Raw genomic sequence first — 26,669 nt, 5'->3', positions numbered from 1 at the left:
CGGCCTCGGGTCCCGAGGCGCGTCAGCGGTCGGCAGGCTCCGGCTCCACCTCCTTCGCCCTGGCGTCGCGGGACGACTTCATCAGGCTCAGCACCGTGGTCACCGCCAGGGTGCCGAGGATGACGCCGAGAGAGACCATGATCGGGATCTCCGGCGCCCACGACACGCCGTCGTGGTGCAGGGCCTCGAGGATCAGCTTCACCCCGATGAACGCCAGCACCACCGACAGCCCCTTGCTCAGGTAGACGAGCCGGTCCAGCAGCCCGCCGATGAGGAAGAAGAGCTGCCGCAGCCCCATGAGGGCGAAGGCGTTGGCGGTGAACACCAGATAGGGCTCCTTGGTGAGCCCGAAGATGGCCGGGATGGAGTCGAGTGCGAACAGCAGGTCGGTCGTCCCGATGGCGACCATCACGATCAGCATCGGGGTGACCATCCTGCGGCCCAGATGCACGGTGAGCCGGGCGCCGTGATAGGTGTCCGTGGTCGGGAGCACCCGGCGCACCGTGCGCAGGGCGAGGTTCTCGGAGAACTCCGCGTCGTCGTCCTCGTGGCCGATCAGCTTCCACGCGGTGTAGACGAGGAACGCGCCGAAGACGTAGAAGAGCCAGTCGAACCTGGAGACCGCCTCGGCGCCGGCCGCGATGAAGGCGCCGCGCATCATCAGCGCCAGGATGATGCCGATGAGCAGCACCTTCTGGCGATACTGACGCGGCACCTGGAATCGGCTCATGATCAGCAGGAAGACGAAGAGGTTGTCCACGCTGAGCGAATACTCGGTGATCCACCCCGCGAAGAACTCCCCGCCGTGCGCGGGGCCCGACAACAGGAGCAGGCCGGCGCCGAAGGCCACGGCCAGACCCACGTAGAACGACACCCACCCCACACATTCCCTGAAGGAGGGTTCGTGCGGGTTGCGGGCGACGAGGTAGAAGTCGAACGCGAGCACGATGCAGAATCCGCCGATCGTGGCCAGCCAGACCCAGACGGGCAGGTTCATCGACGCGACCCCTTCCTGGTCGCCTGCAGCGCCTGGGCGTGCCTGATGTACTGGCCGAGCAGCGCCTTGGCCTCAGGGTTCGCGCCGGCCCTGCGCATCAGCCAGTGCGGCATGAGCCGCTCGTGCAGCCAGACGAAGCCGATCGCGAAGCCGAGCGCCACCATCGCCTGGTACGCCAGGAACGGCAGCACGCCGTCGGCCATGCCGACCCCGGCCACGCTCTCCTGCATGAGCCGGGACACGGGGAAGGCCGCCATCCAGAACAGTCCGACGGGCCCGAAGGTGCCGGGCCGGAACACGCCGTGGCCCAGGAGCACGCCGTACAGCCCGCCGAAGAGGCCGAGCGGCACGGCGAGCGCGAGGGCCGACAGCGCGGCCATCCCGGTGGGCTGCCCCGCGAGCAGGGTCAGCCCACCGGCCATGGCACCGGCGGCGGCTCCGATCGACGCCCCTGGCAGGGCGAGTTCGAGGCTGTGCCGTCCGATCATCAGCCCACGACCACGCCATAGGCGAACAGGCTGTAGAACAACATCCCCAGGTAGAACACCGCGCCGAACCCGATGATCACGTTGGTCCACCACTTGGGCCTGATCGGTTTGGGCAACATGCGGTTGTTCACCAGGAGCAGGGTCACGCAGTACGCGCCCATCGCGAACGTCGACAGGAACGCCAGCGTGTCCAGGATCCCGCTGGGTCCGTCGGCCGGGCCGAACAGCAGGATCAGGATGCCGAAGATGATCACACCCCAGAGGAAGATCGCGTACAGGTGCGACATGCGGATCTTCTTCGCGCCGGGCACGAAGTTGTACGTCATGTCGGCCTGGCCTCTGGAGAAGGAGTCGAACAACCCCAGCGTCGCGTTCAGGCCGATGAGCGCGATGAACCCGAGGAAAACCACCCCGAGTACCGAGCTGCCCGCGGAGGAGACCGCGTCCGCCATCGCGGTGAGCGCCACCTCCCGGTCATCGCCTGCGATCACGTCGCGCACGCCCGGGTTCTGCCGCACCGCCGACTGGGCGATCACCGTGAAGGAGATCGTGACCAGCATGGTGATGCCCCAGAACAGAAGGAGGGCGTCGAAGGTGACCCAGCGCCGCCAGCCCTTCCACTTGGCCATCTCAGCCGGGTCGTCGGTGTCGAACATGAACCCGCGCGAGGGCATCTCCTCCTGCTCGCCCGCGTGCCGCAGCCCGCGGACCTTCGGCATGTGCGCGCCCATGCCGGCGCCGGAGTCACGCAGGTGCAGCGTGTACCACATCTGCTGCATACCCGACGGGCCGGCGAACGCGCACGCCCCGACGATCACCGGGAACCAGGCCGCGGTCATGGCCTCCGGCGGCAGGTAGCCGAAGGAGAACATGCCGGTGATCGTGGTGACCACGTCGTTGAAGGTGCCGACCATGGCGGCGACCACGGCCGTGCCGAGCACGAGCGCGCCGATGAGCAGCGACAGCACGTTCTCCAGCACGTTGTAGATCACCTTCGCCAGGCTGAAGATCACGCCCACGAGGATCAACCCGGCGACCGCGGTCACCACCCAGGGTATTCCGCTGATCTCCTCGAACGCCGCCGCTCCCGCCGACAGGTGCCCCGGCCAGATGTAGACGGCGATGGCGACGATGAAGAAGAACCACATCAGCGGCTTGAACACCCTGGCCGCGCCGGAGAAGATGCTCTCCCCCGTGGCCATGGCGTACCGCGCCATCTCCAGCATCACCACGGCCTGCAGGGTGACGCCGATCAGGAACAACCACCGGATCTCCGGCCCGAACAGCAGCACCAGCCGGGGCCACATGTACGACTCTCCCATGCCCACGCCCAGGGCGACGAGGAAGACCGTCGGCCCGAGAATGTGCACCGAGGGAGGCGCGTCGGGGAGTTTCCTGATGGGCATCGGCTCGAGCCGGCCCGCTTTCCATACTCGTTCGTCCTCCACCGGTGGCGCGGCCTGCGCCGCCGGTGGTGTGTTCGATGTGTCCACCTACGGACCTCCTGGGGGGTTGTTGCCTTTCTGCGCTGCTGCCCCGAATGGCCCCCTCGCCTGGCTGCTGTGCGATCTATCGGCTCTGGCCCAGCAGCCCGGCCGCCCTGGCCCAGCGGTACTTCGCACCGAGGACCGCCACGGGCTTCTCAGTCGTGTACGGGTACGCGACCACGCCATGCTCGAACAGGTATTCGCTGGCCTCCTCAACTTCGGTGTCCCCGGCGAGCGACGCCACGACCGGCTTGACGTTGCCCTTCTGCCGCTCCTCGGCCACGACGCGGGCGATGAGCTCGGCGAAGACCATCGGCGGCGTCACGATCGTGTGCCAGTAGCCCAGGACGAGCGCGTGGATGCGCTCGTCGGCCAGGCCGAGGCGGACCGTGTTCTCGTACGTCGATGGCGGTTCGCCGCCGGTGATGTCGATGGGATTGCCCGCCGCCCCGAAGGGCGGGATGTAGGCGCGGAAGGCCTCGTCCAGGTCGGGCGGGATGTCCATGAGCGTCAGCCCGGCGTCGACGATGGCGTCGGAGAGCAGCACGCCCGAGCCGCCCGCCCCGGTGATGATGACGACGTTCTCGCCCTTGGGCGCGGGCAGGATCGGCAGCGCGCGGGCGTACTCCAGCATGTCGTTGAGGCCCGGCGCGCGCACCACCCCGGCCTGCCGGAGGATGTCGTCGTAGACCTTGTCGTCGCCTGCCAGGGCCCCGGTGTGCGAGCCGGCCGCCCGCGCGCCCATCGCGGTGCGTCCCGCCTTGAGCACGATGACCGGCTTCTCCTTGACCACGCGGCGGGCGGCGTCGACGAAGCCGCGCCCGTCCTTGAGGTCCTCCAGGTGCATGGCCACGGCCTTGGTGTTGTCGTCCTGCTCGAAGAAGGTGAGCAGGTCGTCCTCGTCCACGTCGGCCTTGTTGCCGACGCCGACGATGGCGGAGACGCCCATCTTGGTGGTGCGGCTGAAGCCCAGGATGGCCATGCCGATGCCGCCGCTCTGCGAGGTCAGCGCCACGCTGCCCTTGACGTCGTACGGCGTGCAGAACGTCGCGCAGAGGTTCTCCGGCGTGTAGTAGTAGCCGTAGATGTTGGGGCCCAGCATGCGCACGCCGTGCCTGCGCGCGATCTCGACGATCTCCTGCTGGCCCTCGACGTTGCCCGTCTCGGCGAACCCCGACGGGATCATGACGGCGCCCGCCACGCCCTTCTTCCCGGTCTCCTCCAGCGCCGCCGCGACGAACTTGGCGGGGATGGCGAACACGGCCACGTCCACGTCGCCGGGGACGTCGGAGATGCTCTTGTACGCGGGCAGCCCCATGATCTCGTCGGCCTTGGGGTTGATCGGCAGGATCTGCCCCTGGTAGCCGCCGTTGATGAGGTTGCGCATGACGGAGTTGCCGATCTTGCCGTTCTCCGCGGAGGCGCCGATCACCGCGACCGAGCGCGGCTTGAAGATCCGCGTCATCTGCCGGAGGATCTCCTCGCGCGGCAGCCGGGTGACCTCCGCGGGCTTGTCCCCGATGAGGATGCGCACGTCGGCGGCGACCGCGCCGTTCGCGTCGGCGAAGACGGGGTTGAGGTCGACCTCGATGATCTCGGGGAAGTCGGTGACCAGCCGGCCGACCCGCTCGATCAGGCCCGCGAGCGCCTCCCGGTTGGCGGGTTCGGCGCCGCGAGCACCACGGAGGACTTCTGCCGCCCTGATGTTGTCCAGCATCCCAAAGGCATCTTCGCCCGAAAGCGGGGCAAGCCTAAAGGTAACGTCCTGCAAAACTTCGACCAGGACACCACCAAGCCCGAAGGCGACGACCTTGCCGAACGTGGGGTCGGTGACGGCGCCCACGATGACCTCGTGGCCGCCGCCGACCAGCTGCTGCACCTGGATGCCGTCGATCTTCGCGTCGGGGTTGTAGGCGCGGGCGTTGGCCAGGATCGTGTCGTAGCCCTCCCGCACCTCGTCGGCGCTCTTCAGGCCGACCAGCACGCCGCCGGCGTCCGTCTTGTGCAGGATGTCGGGCGAGACGATCTTGAGGACGACCGGGAGCCCGATCTTCTCGGCGATCTCCGCCGCCTCCGCGGCCGACGTGGCCAGCCCCTCGCCCGGGGTCGCGATGCCGTACTCCTCGCACAGCCTGCGTCCTTCGGGTGCTGTCAGGGCGGTGCGCCCTTCGGCGAGCGCCTTGTCGATGACTTCCCTGACCGTGCCTATGGTCGCGCTCCCTACGGGCACTCGCTGGGTGCGCTGGTCATGAGCGCCGCCGCTGTCGGGCCCTACTCGCCGCTCCACTTAGATGACTCCGTTCGTCTTGAGTTCGGCAAGCTCGTCCGCGCTGACGCCGAGCTCGCCGTAGATGTCCTGGTTGTGCTCGCCGAGCAGGGGCGGTGTGACGACGTCCACCGGAGAGTCCGACAGCTGCAGCGGGCTGCCGACCGTCACGAACTCACCGCGCTCCGGGTGGTCGACCTTGACGACGATGCCCTCCTCGCGCAGGCTCTCGTCCTCCACCAGCTCCTTGGTGGACAGGATCGGCCCGCAAGGGACGTTGGCGCCGTTGAGCCGGTCGAGCACCGTCCACTTGTCGTGGCGGATCGTCCACTCCTCGATGAGCTGGAACATCTTGTCCAGCTTGGTCAGCCGCGCCTCCGGCGTCGCCCACTCGGGGTCGTCCGCCAGCTCGGGACGGCCGATGATGTTCGCGATCGGCTCCCAGCCGACCGGCTGCACGATCACGTAGATGTAGTCGTTGGGGCCTCCGGGAGCGCAGCGCACCGCCCAGCCCGGCTGGCCGCCGCCGCTGGCGTTGCCCGAGCGCGGCACCTCGTCGCCGAACGTCTTGTTGGGATACTCGCGAAGCGGGCCGTGCGCCAGCCGCTGCTGGTCGCGCAGCTTGACCCGGCACAGGTTCAGCACGGCGTGCTGCATGGCCACCTGTACGCGCTGGCCGCGCTGGGTCTGCTCGCGCTGGTAGAGGGCCGCCAGGATGCCGGCGACCGCGTGGATGCCGGTGCCCGAGTCGCCGATCTGCGCCCCGGTGGCCAGCGGCGGGCCCTCCTCGAAGCCCGTGGTGCTCATCGAGCCGCCCATCGCCTGCGCGATCACCTCGTACGCCTTGAACTTGGCGTACCGGCCGGAGCCGAAGCCCTTGATCGAGGCGTAGATGAGGCGGGGGTTGAGCTCCTGGAGGCGTTCCCAGGTGAAGCCCATGCGGTCGACCGCGCCCGGCCCGAAGTTCTCCACCAGGACGTCCGCGTTCTTCACGAGCTCGGTGAAGAGCTCCTTGCCGCGCTCGCTCTTCATGTTGAGGGTGATGCTGCGCTTGTTGCAGTTGAGCATCGTGAAATAGAGGCTGTCGACGTCTGGCACGTCACGGAGCTGCTGCCGGGTGATGTCGCCTTTGGGTGCTTCCAGCTTGACCACGTCCGCGCCCAGCCACGCGAGCATCTGGGTGGCGGACGGGCCGGACTGGACATGGGTCATGTCGAGGACGCGGACACCTTCGAGAGCCTTCATGTCGCTTTTCCCCTACTTGTACATGGTCTGGTTCATCGTTCCGGGGGCGTAGACCTCCGGATCGACCCATACGTTGATCAGTGAGGGCTTGCCCGACTCCCTGGCCCGCTCCAGCGCGGGACGGATGTCGGCCGGGTCCCGGACCTCCTCGCCGTGGCCGCCGAGGAGCTTGGCGAACTCGCCGTAGCGGATGTCGCCTAGGGTGTTGCCGACGCGCGCGCGGTCCTCGCCGTACTTGGCGGCCTGGCCGTACCTGATCTGGTTCATCGAGGAGTTGTTGCCGATGACCCCGATGAACGGCAGGTCGAAGCGGACCATCGTCTCGAAGTCCCAGCCGGTCAGGCTGAAGGCGCCGTCGCCGAACAGGCACAGCACCTCCTTGTCGCGCCGCGCCTGCTTGGCCGCCATCGCGAAGGCGGTGCCGACGCCGAGCGTGCCGAGCGGCCCCGGGTCCATCCAGTGGCCGGGCGACTTCGGCTGCACGACCTGGCCGGAGAAGGTGACGATGTCGCCGCCGTCGCCGATGTAGATGGTGTCCTCGGTGAGGAACTCGTTGATCTCGTGGACGAGGCGGTAGGGGTCGATGGGCTGGGCATCGGAGTGCTGGCGGGGCAGGCGCTTCTCGTACGCCTGGGTCTCGACCGTGCGCAGCTCCTCGAGCCACGCCTTGCGCTTGGCGGCGGCGTCCCCGATACGGCCGCTCGCCGCCTGGGCCGCGGCGGAGAGGATGAGGCCGGCGTCGCCGACGATGCCGAGGTCGATGTCCCGGTTCTTGCCGACGGTGCGGTAGTCGAGGTCGATCTGGACGACGGTCGCGGTCGGCGACAGGCGCTTGCCGTACCCCATCCTGAAGTCGAACGGGGTGCCGACGATGATGATCAGGTCGGCCTCGGTGAAGGCGTACCTGCGGCTGAGCTGGAAGTGGTGCGGGTCGCCCGGCGCGAGCGTGCCGCGGCCCGAGCCGTTCATGTACGCGGGCACGTTGAGCGCCCTGACGAAGTCGATCGCCGCGTCGGTCGCCCGGCACGTCCAGACCTGGCTCCCGAGCAGGATGGCCGGCTTCTCGGCGTGCGCCAGCAGGTCGGCGAGCCGCTCGATCGCCTCGGGGTCGCCTGCCTGGCGGGTGGAGGCCCGGTAGCGCCCGGTCTCCGGGATCCGCGCCTTCTCGAGCGGGACCTTCGCGTCGAGCACGTCGCGCGGGATCTCCAGGAACGACGGGCCGGGAGCGCCGTGGTAGCACTCGCGGAAGGCCATGGACACGATGTCGGCCACCCGTTCCGTGCTCGGCACCGTGGCCGCGAACTTGGTGATGGGGGCCATCATGTCCACGTGCGGCAGGTCCTGGAGCGAGCCCATCTTGTGCTGGCTCAGAGCCCCCTGGCCGCCGATGAGCAACATGGGGCTCTCGGCGCGGAAGGCGTTGGCCACGCCGGTGACCGCGTCGGTCGTGCCCGGTCCGGCGGTGACCACCGCGCAGCCGGGCTTGCCGGTGATGCGCGCGTATCCGTCCGCGGCGTGCGCGGCTACCTGTTCGTGGCGTACGTCTATGACCTCGATGCCCTCATCGACGCAGCCGTCATAGATATCGATGATGTGGCCGCCGCAGAGCGTGTAGATCACTTCTACGCCCTCGGCCTTGAGCGCCTTGGCTACGAGATGACCGCCAGAGATCGTTTCCGACATCCTTCAACCCTTTCCGGGGGACGGAGCGCTGTCTTCCGCATACTGCATACCGTATGAACGCAATGGTTACTCCCTCCTGAACGGCCTGTCTAGCCCCCCGGGGGCAACTCGATCAGCTCGACCTGCTCACCGGACCACCCCGCAGGCACCACGGCCAGGGCATCCGCGAGCGCGGCGCCCCACAACGAACCGGGCCGGTCATGTCCCACAGGCACGGCCCCGCGGCCGGACCTCCTGACCGGCACCAGCCGCGTGTCCCTCGGGTGCACCCTGACCGGGCCGGCGAGCGCGCTCGTCTCCCTGCCGATTGATGTGCCGATTGATGTGCCGATTGATGTGCCGGCCGATGCGCCGGCCGATGCGCCCGCCGCCTCGCGCACGATCGGGGCCAGCAGGGTGAGCGCCGCGGCGAGGGCCGCGAACGGGTTGCCCGGCAGCCCCACGACGAGCCCGCCGCCCGGCAGCCGGGCCAGCATCTGCGGGTGCCCCGGGCGCACGGCCACGCCGTCGACGAGAAGCTCCGCCCCGAGCTCGGCCAGCACCCCCCGGAGGTGGTCGGCCGGCCCTTTCGACGACGCCCCGCACACGACGGCCACGTCGCCGCCCTTCCCCGTCGTGAAGGGCGGCCCGGCGAGGGCCTCGCGGAGGGCGCCGGGACCGTCGGGCAGGCGGGTCGTGCCGACGACGCGGCCGCCCGCCCACTCCACGAGGCCGGGCAGGAACGGCCCGATGGCGTCGCGGACCCGGCCTGGCGCGGGGAGTCCTTCGTGCACCACCTCGTCGCCGGTGACCAGGACCGTCACCCGGATCCGGGGCCGCACCCGCAGGGTGTCGTGGCCGAGCGAGGCGGCCAGCCCGAGCACGGCGGGAGTGACCGTGGAGCCCGCCCCGAGCACGACCGCGCCCTCGGCGACGTCCTCGCCCCGCCGCCGGATGTGCCGCCCGGCCTCGACCGCGCCGCCCACCCACAGGGGATCCGTCCCCGGACGTCGCTGCGGCCCCGGGACCGCGCGGGCGTCCGGACGTCCGGGAGACGGTGCCGCGATCGCGTGCTCGTAGGGCAGCACCGCCTCCGCCCCCGCCGGGGCGGGTGCGCCGGTGGCGATCTCCACCGCCTCACCCGCCCGCAGCACTCCCCCGTACGGCGCTCCCCCGGCCAGGACGCCGCCCACCACCAGCCACGGCCCGGGGCCCGCCACGGCGTAGCCGTCCATCGCCGCGACGTCGACCCCCGGCACCGGCACCAGGGCCGTCACGGGGGCGGCCAGGCGGCGGCCCAGCGCCTCCTGGAGCGGGACCCGCGCCGGCTCCAACCGCCCCACCGACCGTGCCGCGAGGGCCCGCGCGGCGGCCCATGACATCGCTTCCACCACTGGTTCATGCCGAACAACGGTCACAGGTACGCTCCTTGACCCGACTTTTTCCATACTGTATACCGAATGCACGGTGGGTCTCGTCCAGCGATCCACCGCAGGCGGCGGAGAATTCGCGCCTACAGTTCCCCGCGTCCAGCGAGCTACTGCAGGCAGCGGAGATCCGCGCCTCCGGTGGGGTCGCGACGGCGGCCCACCGCTGTACGGGGGCCGTACAGACAGTCCGACGCGAGAACGGAGCGGATGATGAAGGTCGCTGTTCTTGGCGCCGGCGCCATCGGCGCATACGTGGGGGCCGCCCTCCACAGAGCGGGAGTCGAGGTGCACCTCATCGCCAGAGGCGAGCACCTGCAGGCGATACGCGCCGCCGGTGTGCGGGTGCTCACCCCCAGGGGCGATTTCGTCGCCCATCCCCATGCCACCGACGACCCCACCGAGGTCGGCCCGGTGGACCACATCTTCCTGGGCCTCAAGGCGAACAGTTACGCCTCCGCAGGCCCCATGATCCGGCCGCTTCTGCACGAGGCCACGAGCGTCATCGCCGCGCAGAACGGCATCCCGTGGTGGTATTTCCACGGACTCAAGGGCCCGTACGAGGGCTACCGCATCGAGAGCGTCGACCCGGGCGGCGCGGTGACGGCCGCGCTGCCGCTGCACCGGGCGATCGGCTGCGTGGTCTACGCCGCCACCGAGATCGAGGCTCCGGGCGTGATCCGCCACCTCGAGGGCACCAGGTTCTCCATCGGCGAGCCGAACGGCGAGCTGACCGAGCGGTGCGCCGCCTTCAGCCAGGCAGCGGTGGAGGGCGGGCTGAAGTGCCCGGTGGAGCGTGATCTCCGCCGGGATGTCTGGATCAAACTCATGGGCAACATCGCCTTCAACCCGATCAGCGCGCTCGCCAGGGCGACGATGGCCGGGATCTGCCGCCACGACGGCACCAGGGAACTGGTCGTGGCGATGATGCGGGAGACGGTCGAGGTGGCGCAGCGGGTGGGCTGCGATCCCGGCATCTCGATCGAGCGCCGGCTGCGGGGGGCCGAGAAGGCCGGCGAGCACAAGACGTCCACGCTCCAGGATCTGGAGAAGGGTAAACCGCTGGAGCTCGACGTGCTGCTGGCGGCGGTGGTCGAGCTGGCCGACCTCACCGGAGCGGAGGTGCCGACCCTGCGCGCGATCCACGCTGTGAGCGATCTGCTGAACGCGAACCTTGTCCGCGCGGTCTAGCTGGGAATACCGTGATTGTATACAGAATGGAGGGATCATGAGCTATGACCGCCTGACCCATCCACTGGTGCGCGAGAACGGCGTGCTGCGCAGGGCGAGCTGGGAGGAAGCGCTGGAGCGCGCGGCGGAGGGATTCCGCCGCAACGTCGCCAAGCACGGCCCCAACTGCTTCGCCATGCTGTCGTGCGCCCGTTCCACCAACGAGATGAACTACGTCGGGCAGAAATTCACCCGCGTGGTAATAGGCACCAACAACGTGGACTCCTGCAACCGCACGTGCCACGCGCCGAGCGTGGCCGGTTTGTCGGCGGTGTTCGGCAGTGGCGGCGGCACCTCCTCCTACCAGGAGGTCGAGGACACCGACGTGATCGTCATGTGGGGTTCGGCGGCCAGGAACGCCCACCCCATCTTCTTCCAGCACGTCCTCAAGGGCATCCGCAAGGGCGCGCGGATGTTCGCGGTCGACCCCCGCCGCACCGGCACAGCCCAGTGGGCCGACCTGTGGCTGGGGCTCAACGTCGGCACGGACATCCCGCTCGCCCACGCGGTGGCCCGCGAGATCATCCACTCCGGCCTGCACAACGAGGCGTTCATCGAGCGGGCCACGATCGGCTTCGAGGAGTTCAAGGAGTCGGTCGAGCCGTGGACGCTCAGCGCGGCCGAGCAGGTCACCGGCGTGCCCGCGGCCGCCATCCGCGAGCTGGCCCACGCCTACGCCCGCGCCGACCGCGCCCAGCTGTGCTGGACGCTCGGCATCACCGAGCACCACAACGCCACCGACAACGTACGGGCACTGATCAACCTGTCCCTGCTGACCGGCCACGTCGGCCGCTACGGGTCGGGCCTGTCGCCGCTGCGCGGGCAGAACAACGTGCAGGGCGGCGGCGACATGGGCGCCATCCCCAACCGCCTGCCCGGCTTCCAGGACATCCTCGACCCGGACATCAGGGCCAGGTTCGAGAGCGCGTGGGGCCGGCCGATCCAGCCTTCGTACGGGCACAACCTCACCGAGATGCTCGAGGCGATGGCCGAGGGCGAGGTCACCACCTGCTATCTGATCGGTGAGAATCCCGTGCAGTCGGAGGCCGACTCGCTGGCCTGCGTCAAGCGCCTGTCCATGCTCGACCACCTCGTCGTGCAGGACATCTTCCTCACCAAGACCGCCCAGATGGCCGACGTCGTGCTGCCGGCCAGCGCCGCCTGGTGCGAGGCGGACGGCACGTTCACCAACAGCGAGCGCCGCGTCCAGCGGGTGCGCAAGGCCCTGGAGCCGCCGGGCGAGGCCCGCGACGACATCTGGATCATGTGCGAGATCGCCCGCAGGCTGGGCCACGACTGGCATTACGACGGCGCGGAGGAGGTCTGGAACGAGCTGCGCGCCCTGTCCCCGCAGCACACGGGCATGACCTACCAGCGGCTGGCCGACCTGCAGGGCATCCAGTGGCCCTGCCCGTCGGAGGACGAGCTGGAGCCCCCGTACCTGCACGGCAGGCTCTGGGAGAACGACCCGTCGAAGCGGGGCACGCCGGCGCCGTTCGCGGTGTTGCGGCACTCGCCGCCGGTGGACCTGCTGGACGACGAGTATCCGCTGCGGCTGACCACGGGCCGCCGGCTCGACTCCTACAACACGGGCGTGCAGTCGTCCGGTTTCGCCTCGCCGCTGCGCCGCGGGGAGACCATCGAGCTCTGCCCCGAGGACGCCGAGCGGCTCGGGCTGACCGAGGGCGAGGAGGTGCGGATCACCTCGCGGCGCGGCTCGGTGACCGCCCCGGTGTACATCGACCCCGCCCTGCGGCCGGGGCTCGTGTTCATGACGTTCCACTTCCCCGACGAGGTGGACACCAACTCCTTGACCATCGAGGCCACCGACCCGATCTCGGGCACGGCCGAGTTCAAGGCCGCCGCCGTACGCGTCGAGAAGCTCGTCAAGGCTGGGTGATCAGATGGATCTGAGATTTCGTGGTGCGGAGCCGTCCGAGGAGGAGCGCGCGGCGGTCGACGCCCTGCTCGGGCCGCCCGCCTCCGCCTGGGACGGCGGCTCGCGGACCGCGGCCGACCTGCGCTTCGCTGCCCGCGCCGAGGCCGCCCGCGACCAGCTGCTGCCGGCGCTGCACGCGGTCAACGACCGGGTCGGGTGGATCAGTGAGGGGGCGCTGGAGTACATCTGCCGCCGCCTGACGATCCCGCCGGCCGAGGCGTACGGCGTGGCGACGTTCTACGCGCTGTTCTCCGTGAAGCCCAGGTCGACGCGGATGTTGCACGTCTGCACCGACCTGGCCTGCCAGGCGAAGGGCGCGGAGTCCGTGCGCCGGCGCGTCGAGGACCACTTCGGCCCGGCGGGCACGTCGTGGCAGGAGAGCCCCTGTCTGGGGATGTGCGAGCGGGCCCCGGCCGCGCTCGCCCTTGAGGCGGGCACGCCGCCTGTGGCGCAGGTGTACGCCCCCGCCACCCCCGACACGATCACCACCATGGCCGAGGCGCCGCCGAGCTCCAACGGGAGCACGCCGAGCGTCAAGGTCACCGGTGAGACCCCAGAACGGGCGGCGGTGCCGCAGGCCGGGCAGGACGGGTTGCTCCTGCTCAGGAGAATCGGCGCCGTCGACCCGGCCAGCCTGGACGACTACCGGGCGGCCGGCGGCTACACCGCGCTCAGGCGGGCGTTCGACCTCGGCCCCGCGGGAGTGATCCGCGAGGTGCTGGAGTCGGGCCTGGTCGGCAGGGGTGGCGCGGCGTTCCCGACGGGACGCAAGTGGGACGCCACGGCCCGCCAGCCGGACCACCCCCACTACCTGGTCTGCAACGCCGACGAGAGCGAGCCGGGCACGTTCAAGGACCGGGTCATCATGGAGGGCGACCCGTACGCGCTGGTCGAGGCCATGACGATCGCCGCCTACGCCACCGGCTGCGCCAAGGGATACCTCTACATCAGGGGCGAATATCCCCGGGCGGTCGCGCGGCTCCAGCACGCGATCGCGACCGCCCGCGCGCGGGGCCTGCTCGGCGACGACATCCTCGGCAAGGGCCTGTCCTTCGACATCGAGCTGCGGAGGGGCGCGGGCGCCTACATCTGCGGCGAGGAGACCGCGATCTTCAACTCGATCGAGGGGCAGCGGGGCGAGCCGCGCAGCAAACCGCCGTTCCCGGTGGAGAAGGGGCTGTTCGGCAAGCCGACCGTGGTCAACAACGTCGAGACGCTGGTCAACGTGCTGCCGATCCTGGAGAACGGGGCGCAGGCGTACGCGGCGGCCGAGCCGAAGCTGTTCTGCGTCTCGGGCGCGGTGGAACGCCCCGGCGTGTACGAGCTGACGTTCGGCGCCACGCTGCGCGAGCTGCTCGACCTGTCCGGCACCACCGGGACGACCAGGGCGGTGCTGCTCGGCGGCGCGGCCGGCGCGTTCGTCACCGACCTGGACATCCCGCTCACCTTCGAGGGCACCAGGGCCGCCGGCGCGACGCTCGGCTCCGGCGTGGTGCTCGTCATCGACGACGGCGTCGACCTCAAGAGCCTGCTGCTGCGCATCGCGGAGTTCTTCCGCGACGAGTCGTGCGGCCAGTGCGTGCCCTGCCGGGTGGGTACGGTACGCCAGGAGGAGGCTCTGCACCGGCTGTCGAGCCGGGTGGACGACGACGATCTCGTGCTGCTGCGCGAGGTCGGCCAGACCATGCGTGACGCCTCCATCTGCGGCCTCGGACAGACCGCCTGGAACGCCGTCGAATCAGCAATCGACCGCCTGGGAGTTTTCAGATGATCCCGCTCCAGCCGCCCCGCCGGCTCATCGACGTCGAGATCGACGGCGAGCCCGTACGGGTGCCAGAGGGCTCGACGATCCTCGACGCGTGCGCCGCGGCGGGCAAGGACATCCCGACGCTCTGCTACGGCGACACGCTCACCCCGAAGAACGCCTGCCGGGTCTGCGTCGTGGAGGTGGAGGGCGCGCGGACGCTGGCGCCCGCCTGCTCCAGGAAGGCCGAGAAGGGCATGAAGGTCGGCACCGACACCGAGCGCGCCCGGCAGAGCCGCAAGGTCGTGCTGGAGCTGCTCGGCTCCTCGGTGGACATGTCGACCACCCCGAGGGCGGCCGAGTGGACGGAGGAATATGCCGCCGACCCGGCCAGGTTCGGCGACGACGCCGCCACCGTCGAGCAGCCCGCCAAGGTCGACAACGAGCTCTACGTACGCGACTACAGCAAGTGCATCATGTGCTACAAGTGCGTGGACGCCTGCGGTGACCAGTGGCAGAACACCTTCGCCATCGGCGTCGCGGGCCGGGGCTTCGACACGACGATCTCCACGGAGTTCGACGCCCCGCTCACCGACTCGGCCTGCGTCTACTGCGGCAACTGCGTCGAGGTGTGCCCCACGGGCGCGCTGTCGTTCAAGACCGAGTTCGACATGCGGGCCGAGGGCACCTGGGACGAGACGAAGCAGACGGAGACGACGACGATCTGCAGCTACTGCGGGGTCGGGTGCAACCTGACCCTGCACGTGCAGGACAACAAGATCGTCAAGGTGACCTCGCCGCACGACAACCCGGTCACCAAGGGCAACCTCTGCGTCAAGGGCCGTTTCGGGTACGGCTATGTCTAGGGTCTCCGTCAAACGCCGCATCCTGCGGGTGAAGGACACCGCCCGCACGCGCAAGATCGACTCGCTGGCCGCCGAGGAGCCGCTGGAGATCCGGCTCAACGGCACGCCGCTGACGGTCACCATGCGCACGCCCGGCGACGACTTCGACCTGGCCGCCGGCTTCCTCGTCAGCGAGGGGGCCGTGGGCTCGCCGGACGACATCGCCACGATCCGCTACTGCGCGGGCGCGACGGTGGACGGCGGGAACACGTACAACGTGCTCGACGTGCGGCTCGCACCAGGCGTCCCGGCGCCGGAGCCGCGCAACTTCTACACCACCTCCTCCTGCGGCGTCTGCGGCAAGGCGTCGCTGGAGGCGGTGCGCACCGTGGCCCGCTGGAGCGCCGGCGACGACCCCGTCGAGCTGACGCAGCCGGTGATCACGTCCCTGCCGCTGCGGCTGCGGGCGGCCCAGCGGGTCTTCGACAGGACCGGAGGGCTGCACGCGGCCGGCCTGTTCACGGCCGGCGGCGAGGCGCTGTGCGTGCGCGAGGACGTGGGCCGCCACAACGCCGTCGACAAGCTGCTCGGCTGGGCGCTCAGGAACGGGCGGCTGCCGCTGCGCGGCACCGTGCTGATGGTGTCGGGCAGGGCGTCGTTCGAGCTGGTGCAGAAGGCGGTCATGGGGGGCGTCCCCGCGCTCGCCGCGGTGTCCGCGCCCTCCTCGCTCGCGGTCGAGCTGGCCGCGGAGGAGGGGCTGACGCTCATCGGTTTCCTCCGCGGCGACTCGATGAACGTCTACGCGGGCGAGCACCGGCTGGCCGAGGAGGCCCTGCTCCCCGACTGAACCCCGTTTCGCGAGGCGCCGGGCGAACGCGCGCCTCGCGGAACGGGGCCGCGAACGTCGCTCAGGGCGCCGGCAACGGCTCTGCCGGCGCACGACCACCGGGGCGACCGCGGGATGCCGAGCGGCGTGCCTGGGCCCCCAGCCGCCGTCCGGCATCCTGTGTTCATGGCCCTGTTCATGGCCTCCACTCCGTGGAGGCGGGCTCGGTCGCCAGACGCCGCCGCCTTCCCCCGCTCTGGTCGCCCTGCTCAGGGCCTCACTCCTTGAGGCGGGCTCCCCTCGCAGCTCCCGACGCTCCTCCAGGTGACGGCACTCCCTCGCGAACCCGCTCCCTCCGGGGCGCTGGGTCGCAGATTTTGACAATCATTTTCATTCTGCCGCATACTGGATGCATGATTTCAGGATTTTCCCGGTCTTGTGCTGCGCGTTTGCTGGCGGGAGCCGCGTTGATCACCACCGCCGCGTGCGGCGCCGGCTCGGCCACCACCGCGGCGGAGGGCGGCAAGCCCGAGGTGGTCGCCGCCATCTACCCGCTCCAGTGGCTGGCCGAGCAGGTCGGGGGATCCGACGTCCAGGTGACGAGCCTGACCGCGCCCGGCGTCGAGCCGCACGACCTCGAGCTGGGCATCCAGCAGGTCACGGCGATCAGGAACGCCGCGCTCACCGTCTATGTCAAGGGCGTGCAACCGGCCGTGGACGACGCCGTGGAGCCCGACACGAGCTTCGACGCCGCCACCGCCGTCAAGACGATCCCTTCCGGCGAGCACGCCGAGGAGCACGCCGAGGAGGGCGCGGAGGAGCACGCCGAGGAGCACGGCCACGAGGTCGCCTACGACCCGCACCTCTGGCTCGACCCGTCCCGCCTGGCCACCGTCGCCACGACGCTGGGCGAGCGGCTGGCCGCCGCCGACGCCCCGCACGCCGAGGCGTACCAGGACCGCGCCGCCAAGACGGCCGCCGCGCTGGGCACTCTCGACCAGGAGCTCGCCGAGGGCCTGCGCACGTGCGAGACCAGGACGCTGGTCACCGCGCACTCGGCGTTCGGCTACCTCGCGGACCGCTACAAGCTCAAGCAGGTCGGCATCACGCTCGACCCCGAGACCGAGCCGTCGCCCACCCGCATCTCCGAGGTGGCCAAGCTCGCCAAGGCCGAAGGCGTGCGCACGATCTTCACCGAGACCCTGGTCAGCCCGAAGGTGGCCGAGGTGCTCGCGAGCCAGGTCGGCGCGGAGACGGCCGTGCTCGACCCGCTGGAGAGCAAGCCCTCGGGCGACTACCTGTCCGCCATGCGCGATAACCTCAAAACCCTACAAACAGCACTGGGGTGTACGGCATGAGCGAAACGGCCTTCGCGATGACCGGCGGCCGGGTCTCCTTCGAGGGCAAGCCCGTCCTGCGGGGGATCGACCTGACCGTCCGTCCCGGGGAGGTCGTCGCCCTTCTGGGCGCCAACGGCTCGGGCAAGTCCACGCTGGTCCGCGCGCTGCTCGGCCTCACGCCGCTGTCCGGCGGCACGACCCTGGTGTACGGTTCGCCACCGGCCAGGTTCCGCGACTGGTGGCGCATCGGCTACGTGCCGCAGCGGCTGCACGTCGGAGGCGGCGTGCCCGCCAGCGTACGCGAGGTCGTGGCCTCGGGCCGGATCGCCAGGCAGAGCCGGTTCCGCAGGACGAGCGCGGCCGACAGGGCCGCCGTGGCGAGCGCGCTGGAGGCCGTCAGGCTGGCCGACCGCGAAGGTGACCCCGTCCAGTCGTTGTCCGGCGGCCAGCAACAGCGGGTGCTCATCGCCCGCGCGCTGGCCGGGGAGCCGGACACGTACGTGATGGACGAGCCGACCGCGGGCGTGGACGCCGAGACCCAGAAACTGCTCGCCGACACGCTTTCCGCGCTGGTGCTGGAGGGCAGGACGGTGGTGCTGGTCGCGCACGAGCTCGGCCCGCTGGAGCCGATCATCACGCGCGGCGTCGTGATCCGCGAGGGCCGGATCGCTCACGACGGCAGGCCGCCGCGGCCCGAGGGCGACTGCGCGCGGCCGGGGCACGAGCACCAGCACCCGCACGCGGCCGTCGAGCCGGGCGCGGGGCCGCTCACGGGGTGGCAGGGGGACCCACGATGATCATTGAGCTGCTTCAGGAGGAGCTCTTCCAGCTCGCGCTCGTCGCGGCGCTGCTGGTGGGGCTCTGCGCGCCCGCGGTCGGCACGTTCATCGTGCAGCGCCGGCTGTCGCTGCTCGGCGACGGCATCGGCCACGTGGCCCTGACGGGCGTGGCGCTGGGGTTCCTGACCGGCACCGCTCCGGTGCTGACCGCGGTGATCGTGTCCGTGCTCGGCGCCGTGGCCATCGAACTGGTCAGGGCACGCGGCCGCACCAGCGGCGACGTGGCGCTGGCGCTGCTGTTCTACGGCGGGATCGCGGGCGGTGTCATGCTCATGGGCATCGCGCCGGGCGGCAGCACCACCAAGCTCAACTCCTACCTGTTCGGCGCCATCGCCAGCGTCACGCCCGAGGACATCTGGATCATCGCCGCGCTGGCCGCCGCCGTGATCGCGGTCGTGGTGATCTTCGGCAGGGAGCTGTTCGTGCTCTGCCAGGACGAGGAGATGGCCAGGGCCAGCGGCCTGCCCGTGCGCTTCCTCAGCCTGCTGATCGCCGTCACGGCGGCGCTCACCGTCGTCATCGCCATGCGCGTGGTCGGCCTGCTGCTGGTCAGCGCGCTGATGGTGATCCCGGTGGCGACCAGCCAGCAGCTGACGCGGGGATTCCGCACGACGATGCTGCTGGCCATGCTGTTCGGGGTGCTCGCCTCCGTGGGCGGCCTGCTCGCCTCCACCTACTCGGCCAAGGTCCCTCCAGGAGCCGCGATCGTGCTTCTTGCGCTCGCCGGCTTCGTCCTGGCCCTCGGTGTCGGTAGATTCGTACGGCGAGGCCGGACCCAGGAGTCACCATTGAGCGAGCGACCGAAGTTGCGCGTCGAGGAGGTCGCATGACGACGAGACGCGATGCCGTCCACGACACCCTCCGCAGGAGCGAGGGGTTCCGCAGCGCGCAGGACGTCTATGCCGAGATGCGCCTCCACGGCGCCAAGATCGGCCTGACCACGGTCTACCGCGCGCTGCAGGCGCTGGCCGACGGCGGTCAGGTCGACGTGCTGCGCACCGACGACGGCGAGTCGGTCTACCGCGCCTGCGCGAGCGACACCCATCACCACCACCTGGTGTGCCGCCGCTGCGGCCGCACCGTGGAGGTCGACGGCCCCGCGGTCGAGCGCTGGGCCGAGATGGTCGGCTCGGAGCACGGCTTCACCGACATCACTCACACGGTCGAGGTCTTCGGCACCTGCTCGTCCTGCTCCACCTCGGTCAGGACGGGCTGAGCGCGGCGAGAGCCGTAGAGGACCCCGAGCACGATCACCGCGCAGCCCGTGAGCTGCATGACCGACGGGCGCTCCCCCAGCGCCAGCGCGGAGATCCCCACGGTCGTCATGGGCTGGATCAGCAGCAGCAGCGCCGTGAGCGCGGCGGGCTGGCGCGGCAGCGAGAACGTGATCAGCGACCACCCGAGCACCTGCGGCCCGAGCGCGAGCAGCAGCAGCCATCCGTGCGCGGGCCAGTCCGGCGTGAAGTCAGCGCCCCCGAACACCGGGCTGAGCAGCGCGATCGTCGCGGCGGTCACCACGGTCGCGTGCGCCAGCGGGCCCGCGCCACGATCCGGCCCGGCCTTCATCAGCAGCAGGAACACCGCGTACGACAGCGACGTGGCCACCCCCGCGAGCACACCCATCATGGGGTCGCTGCCGTAGGCCGCGCTGTCGAACACCCCGGAGATCAGCACCACGCCGCCGAACACCACCGGCGTCCCGACCATCAGCCGGGGGGACGGCCGCTCCCCGAACACCGCCCAGGCGGCGAACGCCACGATGAACACCTGCAGGTTGCCCAGCACGGTCGCCAGCCCCGCGCCCACGTACTCGATCGCGTGGTGCCAGAACAGCAGGTCGAGCGCGAACACAGCCCCCGCGGAATAGGCCAGCAGGAGCGCCTTGCGCGGCATCGGCCCCAGCCTGCGCCGCTCCAGCCAGGCCAGCACGAGCATCGGCGGCACGGCGTACGCGCAGCGGAAGAACGCGGAGGTCGCGGGTGACACGTCCGCCATGCGGACCATGGGACCGGAGGTGGAGATGATGAGCGCTCCGGCGATCGCGACCATGACGATACGCCGATGTGCACTCACGGAAACCCCCGGGACCCCGAGCAAGAGATACGCTGCGACAACGCTAGATCCCGGCGCGTACAGGAGTCAACATGCCGTTTGGCCATGACATGGTGCATTCGCTGGCCACCGTTGTCGAGCTGGTCAACACCTCGCCCTCCACCGGCGGCGAGGAGGGCCTGGCCGGCCTGGCCGAACTGCAGGCGTTCGTGGAGTCCCGCCAGATCAGCGGCGTGAGCCGGCTCACGGCCCGCGACCTCGGCCAGGTGCGGATGGTGCGGGAGGCGTTCCACCGCGTCTTCACCGCCACCGACCAGCCGACCGCGGTCCGCACGTTGAACGCGCTGCTGTCGGAGACGCGCATCACGCCCAGGCTCACGGAGCACGACGGGCACCCGCTGCACGTGCACTATTTCGCCGCCGACGCGGCGCTGGCCGAGCACGTGGCGGCCGACTGCGGGGTGGCGCTGGCCCACCTGCTGGTCGAGGGCGAGGCCGAACGCCTGCGCACGTGCGCGGCACCCGACTGCGACCGGGTGTTCGTCGACGAGTCCCGCAACCGCTCGCGCGTCTACTGCGACAGCCGCACGTGCGGCAACCGTATGCACGTCGCCGCCTATCGCGCCCGCCGCCGCGCCTGAGCCGCTAGACCTGGTTGGGCAGCGCCCCGCCGTAGCGGCGGTCGCGCTTGGCGTAGATCTCGCACGCCTCCCACAGGTCCCTGCGGTCGAAGTCGGGCCAGAGCCGGTCGAGGAACACCATCTCGGCGTAGGCCGACTGCCACAGCAGGAAGTTGGAGAACCGCTGCTCGCCCGACGACCGTACGAACAGGTCGACCTCGGGGATCTCCGGCTCGTCGAGATAGCGGGCGAAGACCTTCTCGTTGACCTTGGACGGCTTCACCCGCCCGGCCGCGATGTCCTCGGCCATCCGGACCGCCGCATCGACGATCTCGGCCTGACCGCCGTAGTTGACGCAGAACTGCAGTGTCAGCGTACGGTTGGCGACGGTCATCTCCTCAGCCGTCTGCAGCTCGGAGATGACGCTCTTCCACAGCCGCCCGGGCCGGCCGGCCCAGCGCACGCGCACGCCCATGGCGTTGAGCTCGTCGCGACGGCGCCGGATGACGTCGCGGTTGAAGCCCATGAGGAAACGCACCTCGTCGGGCGAGCGCTTCCAGTTCTCCGTCGAGAACGCGTACGCGCTCAGATAGGGGATGCCCAGCTCGAGAGCTCCCTCGATGACATCGAACAGCGAGGATTCGCCTGCTTTGTGCCCCTCGGTGCGCGGCAACCCCCGCGCCTTGGCCCAGCGGCCGTTGCCGTCCATGACGATCGCGACGTGCCGGGGCACCAGCTCCCGCGGGATCGGCGGCGGTGTCGCGCCTGACGGATGGGGGGACGGTGGTCGGACGTTCACACGGGCTCCCTTTCGACGTGTCGGAGAGAGCGTATGCCGTGTTCGAGGTGCCACTGCAGATAGGCGGCGACAAGGCCGCTGCACTCGCTGCGATGGCGTGACTCGGAGGCGTCGGCCAGGGCCCAGTCACCGCGCAGCAGCGCGGCCATGAGCCCGATCGTCTCTCCGGCGGGCACGACGGACCCGGACGGCTTGCACGCCCCGCACACCACGCCGCCGGCGACGATGGCGAACGCCCTGATCGCCGGGGCCCGGCACCGGGCGCACGCGTCGAGCACGGGGGCGTAGCCGGCCACGGCCAGGGAACGCAGGAAATAGGCGTCCAGCACCAGTCTGGCCTCGTGATCCCGGTCGGCGAGCGTGCGCAGCCCGCCCACCAGGAGCAGGAACTGCCGCAGCGCCGGCTCCTTCTCCCCGTGCGTCAGCCGGTCGGCGGTCTCCAGCATCGCGGTGCCCGCGGTGTAGCGCGGGTAGTCGGCGGCCAGCGCCTCTCCGTAGGGCCTCAGCGTCTCCGCCTGGGTGACGACGTCGAGGGTGCGCCCGGTGTGCAGCTGCAGGTCGACATGGGTGAACGGCTCGAGTCTCGCCCCGAAACGCGACGTCGTGCGGCGCACGCCCTTGGCCACCGCGCGGATTTTGCCGGTGCGCTTGGCCAGAATGGTGACGATGCGGTCGGCCTCACCGAGTTTCTGTGTACGCAGGACCACGCCTTCGTCACGGTAGAGACTCACTCGGACATCTTACGGCCACTCTCGGTACCGACGGGCGAACGTTACGGGCATGCTCTGTTGACGCGACTTTGCGTAACCCTCACTAGACTTTGACGCCTGTCCCCGCATCACCCGTTGTTCAACCCCCCGCAATCGCCTCGAAAGGGAGACATGACCCGCGTGGTCCTGCTGGGCGCCTCGCCCGGCCCCGAAACCTCTCCGACCGGCCTGAGGCTGGCCGCGCTTACCGGCAACCCCACCGTGGCCGAACGACTACGCAGCCAGGTCACCTCCATGGATCCGCGGCCCGCCACCATCGAGTCAGGCGATGTGGCCGCCGCCCTGCGAGCCCTGGCCGATGTCGCCGCATCAGCAACGGAAAACCTCTTCATCATCCCGACCAACTCCGTCGTCCACGACGAGCTGATCTACCAGATCACCAAGTCCAAGCGCGGGGCGCTGGCGCTCGTCGCGAAGGAGCCGCGCTACGGGATCACCGAGGAGGCGCAGGAGGACACCGGTCAGGAGGACAACGGCCAGGAAGACAGCGACGACGAGCCCGCTACGGAGGGGCGCGTCCCGATCGCGGAGGCGGAGCCGGAGATCGGCTACGAACGCCTCGAAGGCCTGCCCGTGCGCGCCCGCATCGGCAAGTCCAACCGCATCGTCTCGGTGGGCACCGCCCACCACGCTGTCACCAGGCCCAACGCGGCGCTGCTCGGCCCGCTGCACGTGAGCGCGCGCAACGCGCCCGTGCTGGCCGAGACCTGCCGCGAGCTGGCCGAGATCGCCCACCGCTTCGGCGATGACGACGACCTGGTGCAGCTCATCGTGTTCGGCCTGGTGCGCAACGGCGTGTCGGTCGGCATCCGCGGCCGCCGCGATCTGTTCTACCGCCGGGTCACCACCCAGGAGGAGGTCAACGAGGCGGGCGCCGAGATGACCGGCATGGACGAAGACCGCTCCAGGCTCAACAACGCGGTCAAGGGCGCCGACGGCTTCTTCACCACCTACTTCGTCTCCACCTACTCCCGCTTCATCGCCCGCTGGGCGGCCAGGCGCGGGCTGACGCCCAACCAGGTCACGCTGATCTCGATCGCGCTCGGCGTGGCCGCGGCCGCGTGCTTCGCCACGGGCGATCGCCCGTGGATGGTGGCGGGCGGGATCCTGATCTACTTCGCGTTCGTCTTCGACTGCGTCGACGGGCAGGTGGCCCGCTACGCCCGCAAGTTCGGCGTGCTCGGTGCATGGCTGGACGCCACGTTCGACCGGTTCAAGGAATACGTGGTCTTCGCCGGGCTGGCCATCGGCTGGGTGGTCTCCGGCAACAGCGAGGACATCTGGATCCTGGCGCTGGCCGCCCTCGGCCTGCAGTCGGTGCGCCACCTGCTCGACTTCTCCTTCGGCATCTCCAACCGCCGCAAGCCACCGGCCAAGCTGCCCACCCTGGCGCTCGACGCGCCCGACGACCGCGATCTGCGCGAGGCGCTGACGCGTCGCAAGGTCGAGCGCAACCAGGGCGTGCGGGGCGTGCTCAAGCTGTGGAGCAAGGCGGGCAAGAACCGCGCCGTCCACTGGGCGCGTAAGATGATCGTCTTCCCCATCGGCGAGCGGTTCGCGGCCATCGCGATCACCGCCGCCCTCTTCGACGCCCGGATCACCTTCCTCACCTTGGTGATCTGGGGCTCCGTCGCCGCCATCTACACCCTCACCGGACGCCTCATGAGGTCGCTCGTATGATCACCCAACCGCAGGCCATGGCCACCCCCACGCCGGACCCCGACGAGGAACGCCGCCGCATCCAGACCGCCCGTCTGCTCGCCTACCGCGACGACGGCCCGCTCGCCCACGCGCTGGCCGGCAAGATCGGCAGGGGCCTGCCGCCCGTGCCCGCCACGCTCGTCGCCCTGCTGGCGATCGTCGGCCTCGTCGTCGCCGGCGTGCTGGAGGCGGGCCCGATCCTGCTCCTGCCCGTGGCGATCATGCTGCTGCTGGTGCTGCCCACCGCGCCGCGCGACCACCTGGGCCGCTTCGACTGGCTGACCCCGCCGCTGCTGCGGGGCACCGAGTTCCTCACCATGATCGCCATCGGTCTCGCGGCCGACGCGCCGAGGTGGCTGCTGTTCGTGCTGGTGTACGTCGTGGGCTACCACACCTACGACACCGTCTACCGCACCCGCCAGAGCATCTGGCCGCCCGCCTGGGTGTTCCACGCGGGACTCGGATGGGAGCTGCGCCTGATCATCATCGGCGCCGGAGCCGCGCTAGGAGCGCTGACCCCGGTGCTGGCGGTGCTGACGGCCTACCTGTTCGTCCTGTTCGCGGTGGAGAGCGTGACGAGCTGGGTCCGCCTCGACAAGTCCACCGCCCAGTCCGCCGACGCCGAGCAGGACCTTGAGGCCTCCCCGGAAGAGGCGATGGAGCAGGCACAGGCCAACGGCGAGACCGCCAAGGGCTGACCCGGTGAGATCCGCGGCACCGCCGTGCGCGCGGTGCCGCGGATCTCACCGGCGCGACCGCCGTGGACCTGCTGCACGGCGTACGGCACGAGTCGCAACGAGAGCGCTCTCTAGAAGCTCTCCGGTCGGCGCCTACCCGAGGGTGGGGTGCCCGTGCCCTGATCGTTGACAGTTCTCAGGTGCTGTGTTCACATCGTTGAGAGAGCGCTCTCTCGCATCCAACCCCCCTACGGAGCGATGATGACAACAGCAAACAGGCACCGGCGCCGCCTGGCGGCCGTGGCCGTGGTGCTCACCGCACTCACCGGGCTGCTCGTCCAGATGACCGCCGGCGCCTCGGCCTCCGTGCCGTCCACGCCGTCCGGCTGGTCACTGGTCTGGTCGGACGACTTCGACGGCCCCGCCAACACCCTGCCCTCATCGAACAACTGGATCATCGACACGGGGCACGCGTACCCCGGCGGCCCGGCCAACTGGGGCACCGGCGAGATCCAGAACTACACCTCCAGCACCTCCAACCTCAGCCTCGACGGCTCGGGCAACCTGCGCATCACCCCGCTCCGCAGCGGCTCCGGCGAGTGGACCTCGGCCCGCATCGAGACCAGGCGATCCGACTTCAAGCCCGCCGACGGGCGCATCCTGCGCATCGAGGGCCGCATCCAGATGCCGAACGTGACCGGCAACGCCGCCCTCGGCTATTGGCCGGCGTTCTGGGCGCTCGGGTCGCCGTACCGGGGGAACTACTGGAACTGGCCGGGGATCGGCGAGTTCGACATCATGGAGAACGTCAACGGCCTCAACTCCGTCTGGGCCGTGCTCCACTGCGGCGTCGCCCCCGGCGGGCCGTGCGAGGAGAACAACGGCCTCGGCGCCAGCCGCGCCTGCCCCGGCTCGTCGTGCCAGTCGGGCTACCACACCTACCGCTTCGAGTGGGACCGCAGCGTCAGCCCCAACCAACTGCGCTGGTACGTGGACGGCCAGCTGTTCCACAGCCTCAGCCAGTCCCGGTTCGACGCCACGACCTGGAACAACATGACCGGTCACGCCGGCTACTTCCTGCTGCTCAACGTGGCGATGGGCGGTGCGTTCCCCAACGGCGTGGCCGGCTTCGGGACCCCCACGGGTGACACCGTGCCCGGCAGGCCGATGATGGTGGACTACGTCGCGGTCTGGCAGAGCGGCACGGGCGGCGGCGACCCCGACCCCGACCCGACCGACCCGCCCGGCGACGTCGACGCCCGCTCCACCATCCAGGCCGAACGCTACAACGCCCAGTCGGGCACCATGGTCGAGACGACCACCGACTCGGGCGGCGGCCAGAACGTCGGCGGCATCTCCAACGGCGACTGGCTCCGCTTCGACGGGGTGCGGTTCGGCTCGCAGGCCGCCCGCCAGTTCAAGGCCAGGGTGGCGTCCGGGGCGGGCGCCGGGGTCAGCGGGCTGGTGCAGGTGCGGCTCGACAGCCCCACGGCCACGCCCATCGGTGACTTCGCCGTGGGGAACACCGGCGGATGGCAGAGCTGGCGCACCATCCCGGCCAACATCTCCGGGGTGACCGGGACGCACACGGTCTACCTCACCTTCAGCAGCGGCCAGCCGGCCGACTTCGTCAACGTCAACTGGTTCACCTTCTCCACCTCCTGACCGCCCTGCGGGCCCGTACGCGGGTGAACCCCGTGCGTACGGGCCCGCCC

General features: G+C 70.3%; 23 protein-coding genes. 13 read left to right on the top strand and 10 right to left on the bottom strand.

The genetic code is table 11. The annotated features are described in order from the left end of the window. Positions 1–22: 22 nt before the first annotated feature. The 7 genes from ABGB14_RS02040 to ABGB14_RS02010 form a co-directional block, all read right to left on the bottom strand. The gene (locus ABGB14_RS02040; protein ID WP_347641769.1) at positions 23–997 is read right to left on the bottom strand and encodes a TerC family protein; all 975 of its coding nucleotides are present in this window, start codon (positions 995–997) and stop codon (positions 23–25) included. Continuing rightward, positions 994–1,485, bottom strand: coding sequence for a hypothetical protein (locus ABGB14_RS02035; RefSeq protein ID WP_347641768.1), 492 nt, complete (start codon positions 1,483–1,485; stop codon positions 994–996). The genes ABGB14_RS02040 and ABGB14_RS02035 overlap by 4 nt, the downstream gene beginning before the upstream one ends. Continuing rightward, the gene (locus tag ABGB14_RS02030) at positions 1,485–2,978 is read right to left on the bottom strand and encodes an Nramp family divalent metal transporter (RefSeq protein WP_347641767.1); all 1,494 of its coding nucleotides are present in this window, start codon (positions 2,976–2,978) and stop codon (positions 1,485–1,487) included. The genes ABGB14_RS02035 and ABGB14_RS02030 overlap by 1 nt, the downstream gene beginning before the upstream one ends. 76 nt (positions 2,979–3,054) lie before the next feature. After that, a complete protein-coding gene (locus ABGB14_RS02025; RefSeq protein ID WP_347643112.1) occupies positions 3,055–5,202 on the bottom strand; it encodes an acetate--CoA ligase family protein in 2,148 nt (715 codons plus the stop codon). Positions 5,203–5,259: 57 nt separating this feature from the next. Further along, positions 5,260–6,483, bottom strand: coding sequence for a formyl-CoA transferase (gene frc, locus ABGB14_RS02020; protein WP_347641766.1), 1,224 nt, complete (start codon positions 6,481–6,483; stop codon positions 5,260–5,262). A gap of 12 nt (positions 6,484–6,495) precedes the next feature. Next, positions 6,496–8,166 (bottom strand): thiamine pyrophosphate-binding protein, encoded by a 1,671-nt coding sequence (locus tag ABGB14_RS02015; protein ID WP_347641765.1) that lies wholly within the window; start codon positions 8,164–8,166, stop codon positions 6,496–6,498. Positions 8,167–8,255: 89 nt separating this feature from the next. Beyond that, on the bottom strand, positions 8,256–9,527 hold the full coding sequence (locus ABGB14_RS02010) for a molybdopterin-binding protein (RefSeq protein WP_347641764.1): 1,272 nt from the start codon (positions 9,525–9,527) through the stop codon (positions 8,256–8,258). A gap of 258 nt (positions 9,528–9,785) precedes the next feature. Between ABGB14_RS02010 and ABGB14_RS02005 the strand changes: the two genes are divergently transcribed. The 9 genes from ABGB14_RS02005 (at position 9,786) to ABGB14_RS01965 (ending at position 19,551) form a co-directional block, all read left to right on the top strand. Further along, positions 9,786–10,763, top strand: a complete 978-nt coding sequence (locus ABGB14_RS02005; RefSeq protein ID WP_347641763.1) for a 2-dehydropantoate 2-reductase — start codon at positions 9,786–9,788, stop codon at positions 10,761–10,763. 37 nt (positions 10,764–10,800) lie between these two features. Further along, positions 10,801–12,702 (top strand): molybdopterin-dependent oxidoreductase, encoded by a 1,902-nt coding sequence (locus ABGB14_RS02000; RefSeq protein WP_347641762.1) that lies wholly within the window; start codon positions 10,801–10,803, stop codon positions 12,700–12,702. A 4-nt stretch (positions 12,703–12,706) separates the two neighbouring features. Further along, positions 12,707–14,512 carry an NAD(P)H-dependent oxidoreductase subunit E gene (locus ABGB14_RS01995; RefSeq protein ID WP_347641761.1) on the top strand — a complete coding sequence of 602 codons (1,806 nt, stop codon included), beginning with the start codon at positions 12,707–12,709 and terminating at the stop codon, positions 14,510–14,512. Further along, on the top strand, positions 14,509–15,351 hold the full coding sequence (locus ABGB14_RS01990; protein WP_347641760.1) for a 2Fe-2S iron-sulfur cluster-binding protein: 843 nt from the start codon (positions 14,509–14,511) through the stop codon (positions 15,349–15,351). Before ABGB14_RS01995 ends, ABGB14_RS01990 begins: the two co-directional genes overlap by 4 nt. Next, positions 15,344–16,177, top strand: coding sequence for a formate dehydrogenase accessory sulfurtransferase FdhD (gene fdhD, locus ABGB14_RS01985; RefSeq protein WP_347641759.1), 834 nt, complete (start codon positions 15,344–15,346; stop codon positions 16,175–16,177). Before ABGB14_RS01990 ends, fdhD begins: the two co-directional genes overlap by 8 nt. A 446-nt stretch (positions 16,178–16,623) precedes the next feature. Next, entirely contained in the window at positions 16,624–17,514 is an 891-nt protein-coding gene (locus ABGB14_RS01980) for a metal ABC transporter substrate-binding protein (protein ID WP_347641758.1), read from the top strand. Continuing rightward, positions 17,511–18,293 carry a metal ABC transporter ATP-binding protein gene (locus tag ABGB14_RS01975; protein ID WP_347641757.1) on the top strand — a complete coding sequence of 261 codons (783 nt, stop codon included), beginning with the start codon at positions 17,511–17,513 and terminating at the stop codon, positions 18,291–18,293. The genes ABGB14_RS01980 and ABGB14_RS01975 overlap by 4 nt, the downstream gene beginning before the upstream one ends. Further along, the gene (locus ABGB14_RS01970; protein ID WP_347643111.1) at positions 18,293–19,165 is read left to right on the top strand and encodes a metal ABC transporter permease; all 873 of its coding nucleotides are present in this window, start codon (positions 18,293–18,295) and stop codon (positions 19,163–19,165) included. Before ABGB14_RS01975 ends, ABGB14_RS01970 begins: the two co-directional genes overlap by 1 nt. Continuing rightward, entirely contained in the window at positions 19,162–19,551 is a 390-nt protein-coding gene (locus ABGB14_RS01965; protein WP_347641756.1) for a transcriptional repressor, read from the top strand. The genes ABGB14_RS01970 and ABGB14_RS01965 overlap by 4 nt, the downstream gene beginning before the upstream one ends. Here the strand turns inward: ABGB14_RS01965 and ABGB14_RS01960 are convergent. Beyond that, on the bottom strand, positions 19,491–20,408 hold the full coding sequence (locus tag ABGB14_RS01960) for a DMT family transporter (RefSeq protein ID WP_347641755.1): 918 nt from the start codon (positions 20,406–20,408) through the stop codon (positions 19,491–19,493). The two genes, ABGB14_RS01965 and ABGB14_RS01960, sit on opposite strands and share 61 nt — an antisense overlap. A gap of 71 nt (positions 20,409–20,479) precedes the next feature. Here ABGB14_RS01960 and ABGB14_RS01955 point away from each other — a divergent pair, with 71 nt between their 5' ends. Next, positions 20,480–21,028 carry a CGNR zinc finger domain-containing protein gene (locus ABGB14_RS01955; RefSeq protein ID WP_347641754.1) on the top strand — a complete coding sequence of 183 codons (549 nt, stop codon included), beginning with the start codon at positions 20,480–20,482 and terminating at the stop codon, positions 21,026–21,028. Between the two features lie 4 nt (positions 21,029–21,032). On the opposite strand, the gene ABGB14_RS01950 is transcribed toward ABGB14_RS01955, so the two are convergent. Both ABGB14_RS01950 and recO read right to left on the bottom strand, forming a co-directional pair. Continuing rightward, positions 21,033–21,806, bottom strand: coding sequence for an isoprenyl transferase (locus ABGB14_RS01950; protein ID WP_347620120.1), 774 nt, complete (start codon positions 21,804–21,806; stop codon positions 21,033–21,035). After that, a complete protein-coding gene (gene recO / locus ABGB14_RS01945) occupies positions 21,803–22,537 on the bottom strand; it encodes a DNA repair protein RecO (RefSeq protein ID WP_347641753.1) in 735 nt (244 codons plus the stop codon). The genes ABGB14_RS01950 and recO overlap by 4 nt, the downstream gene beginning before the upstream one ends. Positions 22,538–22,687: 150 nt before the next feature. Between recO and ABGB14_RS01940 the strand changes: the two genes are divergently transcribed. From ABGB14_RS01940 to ABGB14_RS01930, 3 genes are all read left to right on the top strand, one after another. After that, a complete protein-coding gene (locus ABGB14_RS01940; protein WP_347641752.1) occupies positions 22,688–24,256 on the top strand; it encodes a CDP-alcohol phosphatidyltransferase family protein in 1,569 nt (522 codons plus the stop codon). Then, complete coding sequence (locus ABGB14_RS01935; protein ID WP_347641751.1) at positions 24,253–24,975, top strand: DUF5941 domain-containing protein; 723 nt, start codon at positions 24,253–24,255, stop codon at positions 24,973–24,975. The genes ABGB14_RS01940 and ABGB14_RS01935 overlap by 4 nt, the downstream gene beginning before the upstream one ends. Positions 24,976–25,215: 240 nt before the next feature. Next, positions 25,216–26,619 (top strand): glycoside hydrolase family 16 protein, encoded by a 1,404-nt coding sequence (locus tag ABGB14_RS01930; protein ID WP_347641750.1) that lies wholly within the window; start codon positions 25,216–25,218, stop codon positions 26,617–26,619. The last annotated feature ends 50 nt before the right edge of the window (positions 26,620–26,669 follow it).

Origin of the sequence: Nonomuraea sp. B10E15 (genome assembly GCF_039871615.1) — a bacterium.
Taxonomy (GTDB): domain Bacteria; phylum Actinomycetota; class Actinomycetes; order Streptosporangiales; family Streptosporangiaceae; genus Nonomuraea.
The sequence above is the reverse complement of the archived record's forward strand: the minus strand, read 5'-3'. Positions and strand labels throughout refer to the sequence as shown.

Bases quoted from the DNA above. Each gene is read 5' to 3' on its own strand.
- ABGB14_RS02040 (WP_347641769.1), bottom strand. From the start codon at position 997: ATGAACCTGCCCGTCTGGGTCTGGCTGGCCACGATCGGCGGATTCTGC.
- ABGB14_RS02035 (WP_347641768.1), bottom strand. From the start codon at position 1,485: ATGATCGGACGGCACAGCCTCGAACTCGCCCTGCCAGGGGCGTCGATC.
- frc (WP_347641766.1), bottom strand. From the start codon at position 6,483: ATGAAGGCTCTCGAAGGTGTCCGCGTCCTCGACATGACCCATGTCCAG.
- ABGB14_RS02015 (WP_347641765.1), bottom strand. From the start codon at position 8,166: ATGTCGGAAACGATCTCTGGCGGTCATCTCGTAGCCAAGGCGCTCAAG.
- ABGB14_RS02010 (WP_347641764.1), bottom strand. From the start codon at position 9,527: ATGTCATGGGCCGCCGCGCGGGCCCTCGCGGCACGGTCGGTGGGGCGG.
- ABGB14_RS02005 (WP_347641763.1), top strand. From the start codon at position 9,786: ATGAAGGTCGCTGTTCTTGGCGCCGGCGCCATCGGCGCATACGTGGGG.
- ABGB14_RS02000 (WP_347641762.1), top strand. From the start codon at position 10,801: ATGAGCTATGACCGCCTGACCCATCCACTGGTGCGCGAGAACGGCGTG.
- ABGB14_RS01995 (WP_347641761.1), top strand. From the start codon at position 12,707: ATGGATCTGAGATTTCGTGGTGCGGAGCCGTCCGAGGAGGAGCGCGCG.
- ABGB14_RS01990 (WP_347641760.1), top strand. From the start codon at position 14,509: ATGATCCCGCTCCAGCCGCCCCGCCGGCTCATCGACGTCGAGATCGAC.
- fdhD (WP_347641759.1), top strand. From the start codon at position 15,344: ATGTCTAGGGTCTCCGTCAAACGCCGCATCCTGCGGGTGAAGGACACC.
- ABGB14_RS01975 (WP_347641757.1), top strand. From the start codon at position 17,511: ATGAGCGAAACGGCCTTCGCGATGACCGGCGGCCGGGTCTCCTTCGAG.
- ABGB14_RS01965 (WP_347641756.1), top strand. From the start codon at position 19,162: ATGACGACGAGACGCGATGCCGTCCACGACACCCTCCGCAGGAGCGAG.
- ABGB14_RS01955 (WP_347641754.1), top strand. From the start codon at position 20,480: ATGCCGTTTGGCCATGACATGGTGCATTCGCTGGCCACCGTTGTCGAG.
- ABGB14_RS01940 (WP_347641752.1), top strand. From the start codon at position 22,688: ATGACCCGCGTGGTCCTGCTGGGCGCCTCGCCCGGCCCCGAAACCTCT.
- ABGB14_RS01935 (WP_347641751.1), top strand. From the start codon at position 24,253: ATGATCACCCAACCGCAGGCCATGGCCACCCCCACGCCGGACCCCGAC.
- ABGB14_RS01930 (WP_347641750.1), top strand. From the start codon at position 25,216: ATGACAACAGCAAACAGGCACCGGCGCCGCCTGGCGGCCGTGGCCGTG.